Genomic DNA, 18,562 nt, shown 5'->3' on the forward strand with positions numbered 1-18,562 from the left:
TCAGCGAGCCGGTGGGGGCGACAGTGGCGTCTGTTCCGACTCGCCATTGAGCTTGGCCGTGATCTGGTCGTTGTCGCGGTCGATCGCCGTGCGTTCGATCGGCCAGCGCATCACCTGGCCCGGCAGCACGTAGCCCAGCAGCCCGGGATGGACAATGCGCGGGCGCGCGGCGCTGCCCAGCGCAAGATCGGCGATCTGTGCGTAGCTGTCGCCCGTATTGGCGACTTCCACGCCATTGCGGCCGTCCGCCAGTTTCACCAGGTGCGCCTGCAGCCGTGGGGCCAGGCGGCCGGCCGAAGGCTGCACGAATACCGGGATCGAATAGCGCAGCACGAACTGCATGCCCTCGGCACGGGTGGCCAGGTCGGGTACCTCGTCCACGATCAGCCGGTAGTGCCGCTGTGCAGGCGGTGGCTCGCTGTCCGGACGCATCACCCGCACCAGCTGCTGCTGGCCGGCGGCCAGTTCCTGCATCGGCGGCGTGGCCATCACTTCATCGGTGGGCAGCAGCTGTTCCTGGCCGTCCTGCTGCACCCAGCGGAACACGCGCACCTGCAGCGTCACCGGTGAGGTGCCGCTGTTGGTCAGCCACAGCTCGCCGGCACGCTGGCGGGCTTCCAGCTGCAGGCTGGTCGGGGCGACCTGCAGGCTGGTGGCGCCGGCACCGGCGGGGGCCAGCAGGTACAGGGCGAGCAGCGCCACGCCGGTGGCGCGCCACGGGCGGGGTCCGGCCATGCGGGCGTGCTCCATCAATAGGTGATCGTGGCGGTAACCGTATCCAGGTAGTTACCGGTGGCCGGGTTGTTGGTGCTCAGGTTCAGGATCTGGCCATAGACGATGTAGGGCACGGCCAAGCCAGTGCCGATGCCGGCCTGGGTATTGGTGCCGGTTGTGGCGCCCCAGACCAGGGTATGTGCGGCATCCTGGTAGAGCTGGTAGCCGACATAGTTGTTGGCGGTCACCGCGGCATTGGTGTTCTTCATGCGCCGGGTGGTGACGTCGTTGGCGGTGCCGGCGTTGGCGCCCGCGTTCAGCGCAATCGTGTAGGGCGTCAGTGCCGAGCACTGCGCGGTCACCGTACCCTGGCCCAGGGTGGGCGTGGCGGTGGTCGAGGCCGCCGTGCCGAAGTCGACGTTGGTGGCGGCCGCCGCCGTGATGGTGCAGGCCTTGGTGACCACCAGGGTGACGTTGAAGGTGGTGGTGTCGGCGGCCAGCGCCGGGCTGGAAAGCAGCAGCCCGGCCATGACCCATGTCAGCGGGGATCGAACTGGGGATCGCATGGACAACCTCCCTGACCCGAAGGTCCGTTGAACAAGGCGAAGACGGCACGTTCGGCTCCGCTTTGACGACAGTGGGTCCAGCTTAGGAGGCGTAAGTGTCTGTAATCCGTGATAAATAGGCAGGCGCAAGAGTGGAGGCCATCACGCTTTCACTTTCCTTGCCGGAATCGTGCATGGCCCGGATCGCCAGTTGGGCGGCGTTCGTTCAGATTGCGGCCGGATCGGCGATAATGGGTGCCATGAGCGTGAATCTGAAAACCCCGCAGGAAATCGAGATGATGCGCATCGCCGGCCGCCTGGCCAGCGAAGTGCTCGACATCGTCACCCCCCACGTCAAGCCCGGTGTCACCACCGAGGAACTGGACCGCATCTGCCACGACCACATCGTGAACGTGCAGGGTGCCATTCCGGCCAACGTCGGCTACCGCGGCTTCCCGAAGACCGTGTGCACCTCGGTCAACAATGTCATCTGCCACGGCATCCCCAGTGAAGGGAAGGTGCTCAAGGATGGCGACATCATCAATATCGACGTCACCGTCATCAAGGACGGCTGGCACGGCGACACCAGCCGCATGTACTTCGTCGGCACCCCGTCGGTGATGGCCCGCCGCCTGGTGGAAACCACTTACGAAGCGATGTGGCGCGGCATCCGTGCGGTGCGTCCGGGCGCCACCCTGGGCGACATCGGCCATGCCATCCAGAGCTACGCCGAAGGCGAGCGTTTCAGCGTGGTGCGCGAGTACTGCGGCCACGGCATCGGCAAGGTCTACCACGACGAGCCGCAGGTGGTGCATTACGGCCGCCCGGGCCAGGGCCTGGTGCTGCAGCCCGGCATGACCTTCACCATCGAGCCGATGATCAACGAGGGCACCCGCTACAACAAGGTGCTGCCGGATGGCTGGACCGTGGTGACCAAGGACCGCAAGCTGTCGGCGCAGTGGGAGCACATGATCGCGGTCACCGAGACCGGCGTGGACGTGCTGACCCTGTCGCCAGGCGAGTCGCAGGTTTCCTGAAGATGCTGCCGGCGAGTTCGCTGCTGGACACGCCGGCCGCGTCGCTCAACGACCCGGATTGGGCTGCTGCCGCGCGCCAGGCGCTGCAGCAGGCCGACGCGCGCCTGTACCGCCGCTTCGACCAGGGCGACAACATCGAGCGCCTGCTGGCGTTGCGCGCGCGCGCTGCCGACCATCTGATCCGCCTGGCCTGGCAGCGCTGCCTGCCGGCCGACAGCGGCCTGTCGCTGTTCGCGGTCGGCGGCTATGGCCGCGGTGAACTGTTCCCGCGTTCGGACATCGACCTGCTGGTGTTCGGCGATCCGCCGGCACAACTGGCGCACGAGGCGGCATTGGCGCGCCTGTTCGCGCTGCTGTGGGACTGCGGATTGGCTGTCAGCCATGCGGTGCGTTCTGCATTGCAGTGCCGGGAGGCGGCGGCTGACCAGACCGTGCTGACCGCGCTGATCGAGGCGCGCCCGATCCTGGCCGATGATGCTGCGCGCCGCGCGCTGCGCGAGGCGATCGACGACCGCGAACTGTGGCCGGCACGCGCCTTCTTCCTGGCCAAGCTGGAAGAGCTGCGCAACCGCCACCAGCGCTTCGGCGATACCGCCGACAACCTGGAGCCGGACCTGAAGGATGGCCCCGGTGGCCTGCGTGATCTCAATACGCTGGGCTGGATGGCGTTGCGTGCCTTCGGCGTGCGCGACCTGGAGGCCCTGGTCGGGCTCGGCCACCTGGGCGCCGACGAAGCCGCGGCGTTGAAGCGCGAACGTGCAGTGCTGGCGCGGTTGCGCTTCGGCCTGCACCTGGTCGCGCGCCGTCCGGAAGAGCGCCTGCGTTTCGATTACCAGAAGACCCTGGCCGCGCGGCTGGGCTTCGAAGACGATGCCGAGAACCTCGGCGTCGAGAAGATGATGCAGGGCTTCTACCGCGCCGCGCTGGTGGTGCGCCGGATCAGCGACCGGCTGCTGCAGCGCTTCGAGGAGCAGTTCGACGGCGAGGCCCAGCCGGAGCCGCTGACCGTGGGTTTTTCCCTGCGCCGTGGTTACCTGGCCGCCAACGAGGCCGACTGGCCGCGCGGCGACATCGGCCAGGTGTTCGCCCTGTTTTCCAGCTGGGCCAACAACCCGCAGGTACGCGGCCTGCATTCGCTCACTGCGCGTGCACTGGCCGAGTCGCTGCCGCTGCTGCCGGCCTATGACCAGGCCGATGCCGATGCACGCGAGCAGTTCCTGGCCCTGCTGCGCGGCCAGCGTCCGGTCGATACGCTTTCGCGCATGGCGCGGCTGGGCGTGCTTGGCCAGTGGATTCCCGCGTTTGCCCAGGTCAGCGGGCGCATGCAGTTCGACCTGTTCCATGTCTATACGGTCGACCAGCACACGCTGATGGTCCTGCGCAACATCGGCCAGTTCGCCAGCAGCCGCGCCGACGAGCGCTTCTCGATCGCGCACGAAGTGTGGCCGCGCCTGCGCAAGCCGGAACTGCTGCTGCTGGCCGGCCTGTTCCATGACATCGCCAAGGGCCGCGGCGGCGACCACTCGGAGCTGGGCGCGGTGGACGCGCGCGCGTTCTGCCAGGCGCATGCGCTCAGTGGCACCGATACCGAGCTGGTGGCATGGCTGGTCGAACAGCACCTGCGCATGTCGGTGACCGCGCAGAAGCAGGACATCGCCGATCCGGTGGTGATCCATCGCTTCGCCACCCTGGTCGGCAGCCGCGACCGCCTGGATTACCTGTACCTGCTGACCTGTGCCGACATCGCCGGCACCAGCCCGAAACTGTGGAATGCCTGGAAGGACCGCCTGCTGGCCGATCTGTACTTTGCCACCCGGCGCGCGCTGCGCGAGGGGCTGGAGCACCCGGTACCGGCCGCCGAGCGCGTGGCCGAGGCACGTGACAGTGTGCGCGCACTGGTGCGCGAGCAGGGTTACGACGATGCCACCATCGACCGCCAGTTCGCGGTGATGCCGGATGAGGGCTTCATCCGCCTGCGCCCCGAGCAGCTGGCCTGGCAGGCCGCCGCACTGGTGCCGGTGAAGCAGGGCCAGGCGCTGGTGAAGGTGCGCCGGATCAGCGTCGACGACCCGGCGCTGGAAGTGTTCGTGCACTCGCCCGACCGTGATGGCCTGTTTGCCGCGATCGTGATGACCCTGGACCGCAAGGGCTACGGCATCCATCGCGCGCGCGTGCTGGACGGTCCGGCCGACACCATCTTCGATACCTTCGAAGTGAACCCGGCCGACACCTTTGCCGATGGCAGCAGTGCCAACCTGGAAGCGGCACTGCGCGAGGCACTCAGCGGTGACCTGTCGCGCCTGCGGCCGTCGCGCCGGGTGGTACCGCGGCAGCTGCGGCACTTCCGCTTCGCCCCGCGCATCGAGTTCCGCGATGAACCGGGCGCAACCCGATTTGCCCTGGTCGCACCCGACCGTCCCGGCCTGCTGGCCGATGTGGCGTTCGTGCTGCGCAACCAGGGCCTGCGCGTGCATGATGCGCGCATTGCCACGTTCGGCGAACGCGCCGAAGACACCTTCGTGATCAGTGACGAACACGACCTCCCCCTGACTGAACCTGCCCGGCAGCAGCTGCATGACGCGATGCTGGCCTGCCTGGACCCTGATCGAAACGCCGGAGACCCCGCCTGATGGCCACCAAGCCCGCCAAGAAGACCGCCGCGACCCCCAAGAGCGCAGCGGCCCGGAAACCCGCTGCTGCCGCACCGGCCGCGAAGAAGACTCCTGCGCCGAAGAAGGCCGCTGCGGCGAAGGCCCCGGCGAAGAAAACGGCTGCAGTGAAGCGTGCTGTGAAGAAGCCGGCCCCGGCCAGGAGCGCCGAAGCCGTCCGCGCCGAAACCATCGCCCGCAAGTCGCTGCGCAAGCCGTCGGCACCAGGCGTGGAAGAACTCAAGTTCGGCATCGAGAGCGCCTTCGAGCGCCGCGCCACCTTGACCCTGCACGAGCTGGAAGGGTCGACCAAGCCGCTGGTCAACCGCGTGATCGACGGCCTGGAGAGCGGTGAGTTCCGCGTCGCCGAGCCGGACGGCCAGGGCGGCTGGAAGGTCAATGAGTGGCTGAAGAAAGCCGTGCTGCTGTATTTCCGCGTCAACGACATGGCGGTGGTCGATGCACGCCCGGCGCCGTTCTGGGACAAGGTCGAATCGCGCTTCGCCGGCTATGACGAAGCGAAGTTCCGCCGTGGTGGCGTGCGCGTGGTGCCAGGCGCGATCGCCCGCCGCGGTACCTACTTCGGCAAGGACGTGGTGCTGATGCCGAGCTTCACCAACATCGGCGCCCATGTCGGCGAAGGCACCATGGTCGACACCTGGGCCACCGTCGGTTCCTGCGCGCAGATCGGCCAGCACTGCCATCTGTCCGGCGGCGCCGGCATCGGTGGCGTGCTGGAGCCGCTGCAGGCCAGCCCGACCATCATCGAGGACCACTGCTTCATCGGTGCGCGTTCGGAAGTGGTGGAAGGCGTGGTGGTCGGCCACCACAGCGTGATCGGCATGGGCGTGTTCCTCAGCCAGAGCACCCGCATCTACAACCGTGCCACCGGCGAGGTCACCTACGGCTACATTCCGCCGTACAGCGTGGTGGTGTCCGGCTCGCTGCCGAGCAAGGACGGTACCCATTCGCTGTATTGCGCGGTGATCGTCAAGCAGGTTGATGCCAAGACCCGCAGCAAGACCAGCGTCAACGACCTGCTGCGCGGCCTGGCTGACTGAAGATGACGGCGCCGGAGGATCTGGCGCAGTCCGCGATCTACCAGCATCCGTCCGACACCCTGTTCGGGCGGATGCTGCCGCGCCTGCTGCACGCTCTACGCTGGACCAGGCTGCGCCGCGCGCTGTCGCGGCGCTGGCCGATGCCGGCGCTGCTAAGCGATGTGCGCGACGTGGTCTACGTGAGCTGGTGGGTCGACGTACGCCAAGCGCCGATGCCACCACCAGGCCATCACTACGTGGTCCATGCCGGACGCACGCCCTACACCATCCTCAGCTACCGGCACGGCCACTTCGGGCCCGCGCTGGCCGGGCCGCTGCGCTCGCTGATGCCGTCTCCCCGGCAGAGCAACTGGCGCTGGTACCTGCGTCGTGACGGCGATCGGGACGGGACGCCGGTGGTGCTGTTTGATCGCAACGTGATGGACCAGCTGGCCTTCGTCGCCGGCGCGCGCGCTTTCAGCGATGCCATGCAGCCGCATCTGTCGGTGCGCTTCGCGCACGTGGTGCGCGCCGATGGCGGTGGGTACACCCTGATCGAGGGCGGGCAGGGCAGTGCGCCGGCGCTGCACCTGCAGTGGCAGGGCGCTGCGGGCTGGGACGATGCCGGGTGGGCGGCGGCCTTCGGCGGCTACCAGGCCCTGCTGCGCTTGCTGACCTGCCAGGACGAGGCCATCGCCCGCACCTGCGACCAGCGCTGGGCCAGCACCCGCATTGCTCTGCCGGTGGACATCGCGCAGCTGCAACCGCTGCAGCTGGAAGGCGAACAGCAGTGCCCGCGCCTGCAGGCGATGGGCGTGGCGCTGCACGAGGGGCTGGCCTTCCAGCTGCCAAGAGTACCTTTCCGGGTCGTGTCCGAGCGCCTGTTGTGAGATTCTGGCCCTCTGTTTTCCAGCATCACAGATGGCCATGAGCACCACTGTCTACGGTTTGAAGAACTGCGATACCTGCAAGAAGGCGACCAAGTGGCTGGACCGCTTCGGCGTGCCGTACACCTTCGTCGACTACCGCGACAACAAACCCAGCCCGGAAATGCTGCTGGCGTGGGCCGCGCAGCTGGGTGGCCTGGCCGCGATGGTCAACAGGTCCTCCACCACCTGGCGGCAGCTGCCGGACAACCGCAAGGCCGCCGATTCCGAGGCCGAATGGAAGCTGCTGCTGCGCGAGTACCCGCAGCTGATCAAGCGCCCGCTGGTGGTCACGGCCGATGGCACGGTCAGCCAGGGCTTCAGCGACAACGGCTTCAAGGCCCGCTTCGGCGTGGGTGACGCATGAGCGCGGTGCTCGACCTGACCTGCGAGCTGATCGCGCGGCCCTCGGTGACGCCCGATGATGCCGGTTGCCAGGCGCTGCTGGCGGCACGCCTGAAGCAGGCCGGGTTCCAGTGCGATCACCTGCGGCTGGGTGAGGTCGACAACCTGTGGGCGACCCACGGCCAGGGCGCGCCGGTACTGGTGCTGCTGGGCCATACCGACGTGGTGCCGACGGGCCCGCGTGAGGCCTGGGCCAGCGACCCGTTCATGCCGCAGATCCGTGACGGCGTGCTGTACGGCCGTGGCACCGCCGACATGAAGGGCAGCGTGGCGGCGTTCGTGGTAGCCGCCGAGCAGTTCGTTGCCGCGCATCCTGATCATCCCGGCACGCTGGCGGTGCTGCTGACCAGCGACGAGGAAGGCGACGCCATCGATGGCGTGCGCCACGTCGCACGCCTGTTCGCCGAACGCGGCCAGCGCATCGACTGGTGCATCACCGGCGAGCCGTCCTCGACTGCGACGCTGGGTGACCTGCTGCGCGTGGGGCGTCGCGGCAGCCTGTCGGCCAAGCTGCGCGTGCAGGGCGTGCAGGGCCACGTGGCGTATCCGGAGAAGGCACGCAACCCGATCCACCAGGCGGCGCCGGCCCTGGCCGAGCTGAGTGCGCGGCGCTGGGATGACGGCTACGAAAGTTTCCCGCCGACCAGCCTGCAGGTCTCCAACATCCATGCCGGTACTGGTGCCAACAACGTGATTCCCGGCGAGCTCGAGGTGGATTTCAACATCCGCTACAACCCGCACTGGGACGCACCGAAGCTGGAAGCGGAGATCACCGCGCTGCTGGAACGGCATGGCCTGCAGTACACGCTGAAGTGGCACCGCAGCGGCGAGCCGTTCTACACCCCGGAGGGCACGCTGCGCGCCACCGCGCGTGCGGTGCTGGCCGAGCACATCGGCCGTGCACCGGAAGAAAGCACCGGCGGCGGCACCTCCGATGCCCGCTTCATCGCGCCCTTGGGCGCGCAGTGCATCGAAGTGGGGCCGGTCAACGCCAGCATCCACCAGGTGGACGAGAACGTGCGCGTGGCCGATCTGGAGGCATTGCCGGGGCTGTACCAGCGGCTGGTGGAGCGGCTGCTGGCGTGAACCTGCGACGCTGGGTGCCGACCGTTGGTCGGCACGCCTTTCGCCGGCATTGCTTTCCTGTAGGGCCGAGCCATGCTCGGCTGCTTCTGCAGGGAATGCCCAGCCGAGCATGGCTCGGCTCTACTCAGAAAAAATGAAGAATGGCGGCTTGATCGCTTTTTCCCAGTAGCTCGGCGCCGCCATGTAGAAGCGCTGCGCCTCGGCCCGGGCGAACCAGCGTGCGGCTGCGTCGGTGTCCTTCTCCACGCCCGGTGCACCGCGGCCCAGCAGCAGTCCGGCGAAGTACTGGCCGAACACATTGCCCTTCTCGCCGGCACGCTGGTACAGCTGCAGCGCACGTGCGGGATCGCGCGGCAGTCCCATGCCCTTTTCCAGCAGCGCGCCCAGGTCTACCTGCGCTTCGGCATCGCCACGCTCGGCGCGGCGCTGGATCTGCGCAACCAGTGGATGCACGGTGCCATCCTGTGCGGCCACCGCATCCGGTAGCCGTGACGATGAACTCGGGTAGCGCTCGTAGATCATTCCGCGCAGGTCCCAGCGCAGCGCCTGTTGCGCGTCGCCTCGCTGACGATAGGCCTTGGCGAGTTCGTAGAACGCATAGGGATTGCCGTGGTAGGCCGCCGCCAGGTAGGCGCGTTCTCCGCGTCGCCAGGACGCACGCAGCACCGGCGCCGGATTGATGTGGGGGCTGTCGGCATGCCGCAGCGTGCCGGAGATCCAGATCCTGCCCAGTGCTTCTTCCGCCTTGGTGTTGTGGAAGGTCCAGGGTGTGACCGCGGCGGCACGCTCGTAGTAGGCGATGGCGCGTGGATCGTTGAAGCGCTCGAAGGTTTGCGCAGTGTCAAAGGCACCTTCGAAGCTGCCGTCGGTGCCGCGTTGTTCCAGGCCCTGCAGCTGGGCCGGCGGCAGGGGCGACGGTGGGGGCAGGGTCTGGCAGGCGACCAGGCCCAGGCAGAGCAGGGCGGCCAGCGCCACGTTGCGTCCAGTGCGGTGTTGCATTTCCATTACACGTTTCACGGCGCGCCATTATGCGCGCCGGGGAGTGGTTGCCAACGCAACGGTTGCGCTGCGCCGGAAAGCGGGGTAGGGTCGATGCCATGTCGATCCGCCTGGCCACCGCCGTCAATAACAACAACCGCAATAATCTGCGCGCGAATAATCGTGCGCGGCCGATGCGGGACTGCGACCTGGGTAGATAGACAGCAACACACGCCCGGACACCAGAAAACCCGCATCAGCCGATGCGGGTTTTTTTGTGCCCGGGCGCAGCCTGCCCGGGCCTGGATGGCCGGTCGAACACCTTCCCACCCGTGAAATTCCCCAACAGGAGCTCCCCCATGTGTTCGATCTTCGGAATCTTCGGCCTGCAGGCCGGTGACGATCTTCCCACCCTGCGCCGCCACGCGCTGGAACTGTCGCAACGCCAGCGCCACCGTGGCCCGGACTGGAGCGGCGTGTACCTCGACGAAGGTGCGCTGCTGGTCCATGAACGGCTGGCCATCGTCGATCCGGCCGGTGGTTCGCAGCCGCTGCTGTCGGCCGATGGCCAGCTGGCGCTGGCGGTGAACGGCGAGATCTACAACCACCAGGCGTTGAAGGCGGCGCTGACCACCACCTACGACTTCCAGACCGGCTCGGACTGCGAGGTGATAAACGCGCTCTACCGCCAGGGCGGCGCGCCGACGCAGTGGCTGGAACAGCTCAACGGCATCTTCGCCTTCGCGCTGTGGGACCGTGACAGTGGACGCGTGCTGGTGGCGCGCGACCCGGTGGGCGTGGTGCCGCTGTACTGGGGCCACGATGCCCAGGGGCGCTTGCGCGTGGCCTCGGAAATGAAGGCGCTGGTCGATACCTGTGCCGATGTCGCGCAGTTCCCGCCGGGCCACTATTTCGACAGTGCCAGCGGTGAGCTGGTGCGCTACTACCAGCAACCGTGGCGCGACTACGCCGACGTGCAGGGCCGCCGGGCCGATCTGGCTGAACTGCGCCAGGCGTTCGAGCATGCGGTGGAGCGCCAGCTGATGAGCGATGTGCCTTATGGCGTGCTGCTGTCCGGTGGCCTGGACTCGTCGCTGGTGGCGGCGGTGGCCGCGCGCTATGCACGTCGTCGCATCGAGGATGGGGGACAGACCGAAGCCTGGTGGCCGCGCCTGCACTCGTTCGCGATCGGCTTGAAGGGCTCGCCCGATCTGGCCGCCGCAGCGATCGCCGCCGAAGCGCTGGGCACCGTGCATCACGGTTTCGAGTACACGTTCGAGGAAGGCCTCGATGCGCTGCCGGAGGTGATCCGCCACATCGAGACCTACGACGTCACCACCATCCGCGCATCGACGCCGATGTTCCTGCTGGCGCGGCGGATCAAGGCGATGGGCGTGAAAATGGTGCTCTCCGGCGAGGGCAGCGACGAGATCTTCGGTGGCTACCTGTACTTCCACAAGGCACCGGATGCGCGTCAATTCCACGACGAGCTGGTACGCAAGCTCGACGCCCTGCACAACTACGACTGCCTGCGCGCCAACAAGTCGATGATGGCCTGGGGCGTGGAGCCGCGCGTGCCGTTCCTGGACCGTGAGTTCCTCGATGTGGCGATGCGCTTCGATGCCGCACACAAGATGGTCGGTGCCGGTTTTGGCGGCCGCCGTATCGAGAAGGCCGTGTTGCGCGAGGCGTTCGACGGCTACCTGCCGGACAGCATCCTGTGGCGGCAGAAGGAACAGTTCAGCGATGGCGTGGGCTATGGCTGGATCGATGGGCTGAAGGCACATGCCGAGGCGCAGGTGAGCGACCGTGTACTGGCGGCCGCCGACAAGCGCTTCCCGCACAACCCGCCGCAGACCAAGGAGGCGTACTACTACCGCCACCTGTTCGAGCAGTTCTTCCCGAGCCGGGCAGCGGCCGAGACCGTGCCGGGAGGCAAGTCGATCGCCTGTTCGTCGCCCGCGGCCATCGCCTGGGACGCCAGCTTCGCCGCGGCGGCAGATCCCTCCGGTCGCGCGATCGCCGGCGTGCACGAGCAGGCACTGGCCTAAGCACCCCAAAAAGGGGACGGAGGGGATTAAGTCGTTTGTGCCATTAACGCCTTAATCCCCTCCGTCCCCTTTTTGTATGATCGCCCCCTGCACATTGGGGAATGTTCATGGACGTACAGGCAGGCGGCAACGCGCCGCACACGAAATGGGGATGGCGCTACCTGGCCTGGGCCGGGGTTCCGTTGCTGGCTGGCGTGCTGCTGGCGCGGTATGCCGGGCCGGCGGCGCCCGAGGCGGTTGCCCGTGCCTCCGTCGCCGCCGAAGGCGGCTGGGTGCAGCATCTGGCGTCTCCGCTGGGCCTGTTCCTGCTGCAGCTGCTGGTACTGCTGCTGGTGGCCAAGGGCGCGGGGGCGCTGCTCAAGCGCATGGGACAGCCGGCGGTGATCGGCGAAATGGCCGCTGGCCTGATGATGGGGCCGCTGGTGCTTGGCAGCCTGCTGCCGCAGCTGCATGGTGCGCTGTTCCCGGCCAGTTCGCTGGGCCCGCTGGGCATGCTCAGCCAGCTGGGCGTGCTGATGTTCCTGCTGGTGGCCGGTGCCGAACTGGACCTGGCGGCGCTGCGTGGCCGCCGGCGTTTCGCCTTTACCGTCAGCCATGCCGGCATTGCAGTGCCGTTCGTGCTCGGCGTCGCCTTGGCGATCTGGCTGTATCCGCAGCACGGCCCACAGGGTGTGGGCTTCACCGCATTCGCACTTTTCGTAGGCATCTCGATGAGCATCACGGCCTTCCCCGTGCTGCTGCGCATCCTGGCCGACCGCGGGATCACACAGACGCCGCTGGGGCAGACCGCGATCGCCTGCGCTGCCTTGGGCGATGCCACCGCGTGGTGCCTGCTGGCGCTGATCGTGGCTGCCGCCCAGGCCAGCGGCTGGTTGCCGGCCAGCCTCAACCTGGTGTGCGTGGTCGCGTTCGTGGCGCTGATGCTGGGGCTGGTGAAGCCGTGGTTCGCGCGCCGGCAGATTGCGCCGGGCCGCGAGGGGCGCTGGCTGCTCGGCATCCTGCTGCTGTCGCTGGGCAGTGCGCTGGTCACCGAGATGCTGGGCATCCACGCGCTGTTCGGCGCGTTCGCTGCGGGTGTCGCGGTATCGTCGAACGCGCAGCTGCGTGACCTGCTGATGGCACGTGTCGAGCCGTTCGCGGTCACGCTGCTGCTGCCGTTGTTCTTCGCCATGACCGGGCTGCGCATGCGCGCCGATGCGCTGCAGGCCAGCGACATCGTGCTGTGCGTGGTGGTGATCGCGGTGGCCACGACGGGCAAGCTGCTGGGCACCTTCAGTGCCGCGCGCAGTGCCGGCATGCCCAGGCGCGAAGCGTGGCGGCTGGGCGCGCTGATGAACACCCGCGGCCTGATGGAGCTGATCGTGCTCAACCTGGGGTATGAGCTGGGCCTGCTCGGTGACCGCCTGTTCGCGGTGCTGGTGATCATGGCACTGGTGACCACGGCGATGACCGGGCCGCTGCTGAACCTGATCGAACGGCGCAGGGCCTGAACGTTGAACGGTAGTGCCGGCCGCTGGCCGGCAACCTGGTGATGCTGGACACACCTGCATGGATGCCGGCCAGCGGCCGGCACTACCGCGCTGGCACCAGTGTCATCACGTGCTGCGTCTTGCCCGGCAGGAACGGTGTCGGGCGCCCATGCACCCAGTCCTCGTGGCCGGCACCCCAGTACGGTGACAGCGGATGGCCGCTCTGGCCGCCGGGCATGTGCACGATGCCGTCGGCCTCGTGGCCGGGCGAGACCACCATGCGCTCGGAGGCGCCGAAGTTCGGCGTCTGCACGCGCGGCATGTCCCGGTCGCCGGGCAGGCGGTCGGCGGGCATGCACAGCCAGCGCTTGGCGATGTCCGGCAGCGCCCGTGCGATGGGGTGGCAGATCGCCGCGGTATTGCGTTCACCCCAGCTGCGCTTGGCCAGCGGCCCCTGCTTGGCCAGCTCACCCTCGGTACGGCGGGCGGCGTCGATCAGCAGCGCATCCCAGCTGTCGAAGGCCGGTGGCAGCAGGTTGGCCGGGCGCTGTTCCAGCATCGGCCAGGCCACGCCTTCCAGCTGTGCCAGGCGTGGGTCCAGGTAGGCATCGCCCAGCTGCGCGTTGGCCGGGGCCAGCAGTGCATCGGACAGCGTGGCCATGACCTGCGTGCGGAATTCACGCACCACCCGGTAGCTGACCGAACTGGCCGAGGCGCGCCCGCCCCATTGATGGCTGGCCTCCTTCAAACGCTTCAGCGCAGGGTCGTCACTGCGTTCGATGACGTCGTGCAGCAGAGCCCACCAGCGCTGCAGGAACACCGCGCGGTCGTCGAGCTGGATCGCCAGCAGGTCGTGCTCGTCGAAGCGCTCCTGGATCGCCAGCAGGTCGCGGATCTGCCGCGCCCGCGCACCCAGGTCATAGCCGCCGTTGCCGACGCTGGCGAGTGCCTCGCCGTCGAGGACGCGTCCATTGGCGGTCCACAGGCGATGGTTGGGGGGATCGATCAATGCCGGCGAGGCATCGCTGCGGATCGGCCACGGCGCGCAGCCCTGGTTGCTGGCGGCATTGAAGCCGGCCGGTGCACAGCCGGGGCCGCGGTCCGGGCGAGCGCCGATCAGGCGCCAGGCAATGCGCCCGCTGCGATCACCGACCACCAGGTTCTGTGCGGGGATGCCGGCACGGTCGGCGAAGTGCAGTGCACCGTCGAGGTCACCGGCGCGGGCCAGGTCAGCGAAATCCAGGCGTACGGCACCGGGCAGGTGTGCGACCCAGCGCAGGGCGTCGCCACTGCCATCGGCATGGGTATGCAGGATCGGCCCCCAGTCGGTTTCGCGCACCGCGAACAGCACGTCGGCCTGGCCGGCCACGGCGATGCGCTCTTCGTGCACGGTCACGGCGGCGTTGGCCGGTTCCGTGCGATAGTCCGCCGTGTCGATGTAGCTGTTGGTGAAGCCCCAGGCGACGTGCCCGTTGCTGCCGACGATCACCGCCGGCAGGCCCGGCAGGGAGAAGCCGGTGACATCGACCTGGCCGCCGGCGGCCTGTGGGTCGGGGTAGCGCAGGCGCACGCGGAACCACAGGCCGGGTGCACGCAGGCCCAGGTGCATGTCGTCGGCAACGATGGCGCGGCCGTCGGCGGTAAGCGCCCCGGCCACCGCGAAGTTGTTGCTGCCGATGACGTCGCCCTCTTCCTGCTCAGTGCCCGTTTTTCCCTTCAATGTGCGCAGGTCCAGCTGGCTGGCATCGGGCAGGGCGGCGTTGCCGGTGGGTTCGCCAAACAGCGGCGCATCCCATTCGGTGCCGTCGTGGGCGATCAGCGCGTACAGCGCCGGCGGCACCACTGCGCGGATGCGGCTGAGCGCAAGCTCGGTCTGGTTGCCGGGGTCCTGCAGGTCGGCATACATGGCCAGCCCGGTCAGCACGCTGTCGCTGGCCTGCCACGGTTGTGGTGATTGCCGCAGCAGCAGGTAGGCCCATGGGCGCACGGAGAGATCGGCCAGGCCTTCGTTGACGCCATCCACGTAGGCGCGCACGGCCGTGCCGTTGTCGCCCAGTGCGGCCTGCAGATTCGCCTCGGTGCGTGCACGCAGCCGGTGCACGCGCATGCGCTTGTCGGCGTCGATGGCCTTCGGCCCGAACAGCGCCGACAGCTCGCCAGCGGCACTGCGGCGCATCAGGTCCATCTCGAAATAACGTTCCTGCGCGTGTACGCGGCCGAGCGCACGCATCGCGTCGGCCTGGCTGCCGGCAGTGATGGTGACCACGCCCAGCCCATCGCGCTCGATGGTGACCGGCTTGGCCAGCCCCGGCAGCGCATGCTCGCCGTCCAGGTCGGCCAGGCTGCCGCGCAGCAGCAGCCACAGCACCAGTGCGGTGACCAGCACAATGGCGATCAACACGCCCAGCACCCAACGCCATGTACGTCGCATCGCACGTCCTTTCCGAACTCGTGGGCCGATTGTAGCCGCAGGCGCAACTGCGACTGATTCCGATTAGATCACCGTATTTTGAAATGCGGCACCCTATGCCGCATCGATTCACAGGAGCCCCCCATGAAAGGCAACCCGGACGTCATCGCCTGCCTGAAGGAACTGCTGCGCGGCGAGCTTGCTGCGCGCGACCAGTACTTCATCCATTCCCGCCGCTACGAGGACCAGGGCCTGTTCGCGCTGTACGAGCGCCTGAACCACGAGATGGAAGAGGAAACCCAGCATGCCGATGCGCTGCTGCGCCGGATCCTGTTCCTGGGTGGCGACCCGGACATGCGCCCGCATGCCACCGAGCCGGGCAAGACCGTGGAGGAGATGCTGCAGAAGGATCTCGATACTGAATACGCCGTTCGGAACAATCTCGCCGCCGGCATGAAGCTGTGCGAGGAGAAGGGCGATTACGTGAGCCGCGACATCCTGCTGGCGCAGCTGAAGGACACCGAGGAAGACCACGCCTGGTGGCTGGAGCAGCAGCTGGGCCTGATCAAGCGCATCGGCCTGGAGCTGTACCAGCTGAGCAAGATCGACGGCAACGGCGCCCCGGCGCACTGAGCGGGCATCGTTTTTTGTAGAGCCGAGCCAATGCTCGGCTGCCTTCTGGTAGAGCCGACCGCTGGTCGGCTGCTCTGCAGAAAGCAGCCGACCAGCGGTCGGCCCTACCAGGAGCCAAAAGCAGCCGACCAGCGGTCGGCTCCACCAGCAGCACAGCGTTCTGTCGCCCGCCAGCACCGGAGCACCGCCAGCCAGCCTTCGCCCGCCAGCCGCTCCACCGCCCGCCAGCCGACAACGAAAAAGCCGGGGAATGCCCCGGCTTTTTCGTGCCTGGGGTCAGAGCCCTTTCCCATGGAAAGGGATCCGACCCCCGTACCTCTTATTCGACCGACAGCCCTTCCACCTTCTGCCAGCCGCGCGGCAGCAGGTGGCCGCGGGTGGCACGGGCGCCGAGGTAGGCGTCGAGCTCGTTGAACTTCAGGCCCATGGTGCGCTGGCCGCTGCGCACCTGCAGGGTCTGCCCCGGGCTGATCGCCACGATGGCGACCACGCGTTCGGTGGCGAGCTTGGCCTTCGGGATCTCGATGATCTTGTTGCCCTTGCCCTTGTCCAGTTCCGGCAGGTCGTTGGCGGCGATCGCCAGCAGGTTGCCGGAGCTGGTCACCGCCACGATGCGGTCGGTGGCCACGTTGGCGACCATCGACGGGGTGAGCACCGACGAGCCGGACGACAGGTTCAGCATCGCCTTGCCGGCCTTGTTGCGGCCGATCAGGTTCTCGAAGCGGGTGACGAAGCCATAGCCATGACTGGAGGCCAGCACGAAGCGGGCATCCGGCTCGGCACTGGCCAAGGTCACGAAGCTGGTACCGGGAGCCGGCGAGAAGCGGCCGGTCAGCGGCTCACCATTGCCACGCGCGGAGGGCAGGGTATGCACCGGCGTCGAGTAGGCGCGGCCTTCGCTGTCGAGGAACGCGACCTGCTGGGTGCTGCGCGCACGCACTGCGCCCTGCAGGGCGTCGCCGTCGCGGTAGGACAGGGCGGACGCATCGACGTCGTGGCCCTTGGCCGCTCGGATCCAGCCCTTCTCCGACAGCACCACGGTCATCGGCTCGCTCGGCACCAGCTCGGTCTCGTCGATGGCCTGCGCGGCCTGGCGCTGCACCAGCGGCGAGCGGCGTGCGTCGCCGAACTTCCTGGCGTCGGCGGTCAGTTCGTCGCGGATCAGCTTCTTCAGCTTGGCCTTGCTGTCGAGGATGCCGAGGATCTTCTCGCGCTCCTTGGCCAGCTCGTCCTGCTCGCCACGGATCTTCATCTCTTCCAGGCGGGCCAGCTGCTTCAGCTTGGTTTCCAGGATGTACTCGGCCTGTTCCTCGGACAGGCCGAAGCGCGCGATCAGCGCGCCCTTCGGTTCGTCCTCGGTACGGATGATGTGGATCACCTCGTCCAGGTTGAGGAAGGCGACCAGCAGGCCTTCCAGCAGGTGCAGGCGGCGCTCGACCTTCTGCAGGCGGTGCTGCAGGCGGCGGGTGACGGTGTTGCTGCGGAAGGTCAGCCATTCGCTGAGCAGCATCTTCAGGTTCTTCACCTGCGGACGGCCGTCCAGCCCGATCACGTTGAGGTTGACGCGGTAGCTGCGCTCCAGGTCCGTGGTCGCGAACAGGTGGCCCATCAGCTGGTCCGCGTCGACGCGGTTGGAACGTGGCACCAGCACCACGCGCACCGGGTTGGCGTGGTCGGATTCGTCGCGGATGTCCTCCAGCCACGGCAGCTTCTTGGCGCGCATCTGCGCGGCGATCTGCTCGATCACCTTCGACGGCGACACCTGGAACGGCAGCGCCGTCACCACGATGTTGTTGGCCTCCTTGGTGAAGGTCGCACGTGCACGCACGCTGCCGTTGCCGGTCTCGTAGATGTTCCGCAGGTCGTTGGCCGAGGTGATGATCTCGGCGCTGGACGGATAGTCCGGGCCCTGCACGTGCTCGCACAGGTCGCGCACGCTGGCATCGGGGTGGTCCAGCAGGTGCAGCAGTGCGCTGACGATCTCGTTGAGATTGTGCGGCGGCACGTCGGTGGCCATGCCCACGGCGATGCCGGTGGTGCCGTTGAGCAGCAGGTGCGGCAGCCGTGCCGGCATCCAGGTCGGCTCCTGCAGAGTGCCGTCGAAGTTCGGTGCCCAGTCGGTGGTGCCCTGGCCCAGTTCGCCCAGCAGCACTTCGGCGATCGGGGTCAGCTTGGATTCGGTGTAACGCATCGCCGCGAACGACTTCGGGTCGTCGCTGGAGCCGAAGTTGCCCTGGCCCTCGATCAGCGGATAGCGGTACGAGAACGGCTGTGCCATCAGCACCAGGGCCTCGTAGCACGCGCTGTCGCCGTGCGGGTGGTACTTACCGATGACGTCACCGACGGTGCGCGCGGACTTCTTCGGTTTGGACGCGGCATTCAGGCCCAGCTCGCTCATCGAATAGATGATGCGGCGCTGCACCGGCTTCAGGCCGTCGCCGATGAACGGCAGGGCGCGGTCCAGGACCACATACATCGAGTAGTCGAGGTAGGCGCGTTCGGCGTACTCGCGCAGCGGCAGTTGTTCGAATCCGTGGAACACGGGGCGGGCAAGTTCGGTCATGCGGCGTTGTTACCTGTTGTCGGGAGGCGGCGACGGCGGTCGCCGCTCGCAATCCTG

14 protein-coding genes are annotated in these 18,562 nt (G+C 67.8%); 9 read left to right on the forward strand and 5 right to left on the reverse strand.

Annotated features, from left to right (window positions below):
• Nucleotides 1-750 (reverse strand): fimbrial biogenesis chaperone, encoded by a 750-nt coding sequence (locus AC5P7I_RS07010; RefSeq protein ID WP_049403820.1) that lies wholly within the window; start codon nucleotides 748-750, stop codon nucleotides 1-3.
• Complete coding sequence (locus AC5P7I_RS07015; protein ID WP_032956855.1) at nucleotides 750-1,280, reverse strand: Csu type fimbrial protein; 531 nt, start codon at nucleotides 1,278-1,280, stop codon at nucleotides 750-752. The genes AC5P7I_RS07010 and AC5P7I_RS07015 overlap by 1 nt, the downstream gene beginning before the upstream one ends.
• Nucleotides 1,281-1,510: 230 nt before the next feature.
• Here AC5P7I_RS07015 and map point away from each other — a divergent pair, with 230 nt between their 5' ends.
• The 6 genes from map to dapE are packed head-to-tail and all read left to right on the forward strand — an operon-like array spanning nucleotide 1,511 to nucleotide 8,401.
• Nucleotides 1,511-2,296 carry a type I methionyl aminopeptidase gene (gene map / locus AC5P7I_RS07020; RefSeq protein WP_005412748.1) on the forward strand — a complete coding sequence of 262 codons (786 nt, stop codon included), beginning with the start codon at nucleotides 1,511-1,513 and terminating at the stop codon, nucleotides 2,294-2,296.
• A gap of 20 nt (nucleotides 2,297-2,316) precedes the next feature.
• Nucleotides 2,317-4,926, forward strand: coding sequence for a [protein-PII] uridylyltransferase (locus AC5P7I_RS07025; RefSeq protein WP_445978323.1), 2,610 nt, complete (start codon nucleotides 2,317-2,319; stop codon nucleotides 4,924-4,926).
• Entirely contained in the window at nucleotides 4,926-6,005 is a 1,080-nt protein-coding gene (gene dapD, locus AC5P7I_RS07030; RefSeq protein ID WP_164076957.1) for a 2,3,4,5-tetrahydropyridine-2,6-dicarboxylate N-succinyltransferase, read from the forward strand. Before AC5P7I_RS07025 ends, dapD begins: the two co-directional genes overlap by 1 nt.
• 2 nt (nucleotides 6,006-6,007) lie before the next feature.
• Nucleotides 6,008-6,874 (forward strand): hypothetical protein, encoded by an 867-nt coding sequence (locus tag AC5P7I_RS07035; protein WP_262088415.1) that lies wholly within the window; start codon nucleotides 6,008-6,010, stop codon nucleotides 6,872-6,874.
• 31 nt (nucleotides 6,875-6,905) lie between these two features.
• Nucleotides 6,906-7,277, forward strand: coding sequence for a Spx/MgsR family RNA polymerase-binding regulatory protein (locus AC5P7I_RS07040; RefSeq protein ID WP_197602840.1), 372 nt, complete (start codon nucleotides 6,906-6,908; stop codon nucleotides 7,275-7,277).
• On the forward strand, nucleotides 7,274-8,401 hold the full coding sequence (gene dapE, locus AC5P7I_RS07045) for a succinyl-diaminopimelate desuccinylase (protein ID WP_069117346.1): 1,128 nt from the start codon (nucleotides 7,274-7,276) through the stop codon (nucleotides 8,399-8,401). Before AC5P7I_RS07040 ends, dapE begins: the two co-directional genes overlap by 4 nt.
• A 120-nt stretch (nucleotides 8,402-8,521) precedes the next feature.
• Here dapE and AC5P7I_RS07050 read toward each other — a convergent pair whose 3' ends face one another.
• Nucleotides 8,522-9,400: an SEL1-like repeat protein gene (locus AC5P7I_RS07050; protein ID WP_164076955.1), complete on the reverse strand. Its 879-nt coding sequence runs from the start codon at nucleotides 9,398-9,400 to the stop codon at nucleotides 8,522-8,524.
• A 338-nt stretch (nucleotides 9,401-9,738) separates the two neighbouring features.
• Here AC5P7I_RS07050 and asnB point away from each other — a divergent pair, with 338 nt between their 5' ends.
• Nucleotides 9,739-11,430 (forward strand): asparagine synthase B, encoded by a 1,692-nt coding sequence (asnB, locus tag AC5P7I_RS07055; protein WP_164076954.1) that lies wholly within the window; start codon nucleotides 9,739-9,741, stop codon nucleotides 11,428-11,430.
• A gap of 101 nt (nucleotides 11,431-11,531) precedes the next feature.
• A complete protein-coding gene (locus AC5P7I_RS07060) occupies nucleotides 11,532-12,920 on the forward strand; it encodes a cation:proton antiporter domain-containing protein (protein ID WP_262088416.1) in 1,389 nt (462 codons plus the stop codon).
• Between the two features lie 82 nt (nucleotides 12,921-13,002).
• Here the strand turns inward: AC5P7I_RS07060 and AC5P7I_RS07065 are convergent, their stop codons facing one another.
• Nucleotides 13,003-15,330: a penicillin acylase family protein gene (locus AC5P7I_RS07065; RefSeq protein ID WP_046429734.1), complete on the reverse strand. Its 2,328-nt coding sequence runs from the start codon at nucleotides 15,328-15,330 to the stop codon at nucleotides 13,003-13,005.
• A 123-nt stretch (nucleotides 15,331-15,453) separates the two neighbouring features.
• Here AC5P7I_RS07065 and bfr point away from each other — a divergent pair, with 123 nt between their 5' ends.
• Nucleotides 15,454-15,942, forward strand: coding sequence for a bacterioferritin (gene bfr / locus AC5P7I_RS07070; protein WP_005408763.1), 489 nt, complete (start codon nucleotides 15,454-15,456; stop codon nucleotides 15,940-15,942).
• Nucleotides 15,943-16,261: 319 nt separating this feature from the next.
• Here the strand turns inward: bfr and parC are convergent, their stop codons facing one another.
• Nucleotides 16,262-18,505 carry a DNA topoisomerase IV subunit A gene (gene parC, locus AC5P7I_RS07075; RefSeq protein ID WP_053496133.1) on the reverse strand — a complete coding sequence of 748 codons (2,244 nt, stop codon included), beginning with the start codon at nucleotides 18,503-18,505 and terminating at the stop codon, nucleotides 16,262-16,264.
• Nucleotides 18,506-18,562 lie beyond the last annotated feature (57 nt).

The sequence above is a fragment of the Stenotrophomonas sp. YJH_SMC_138 genome, from assembly GCF_059369855.1.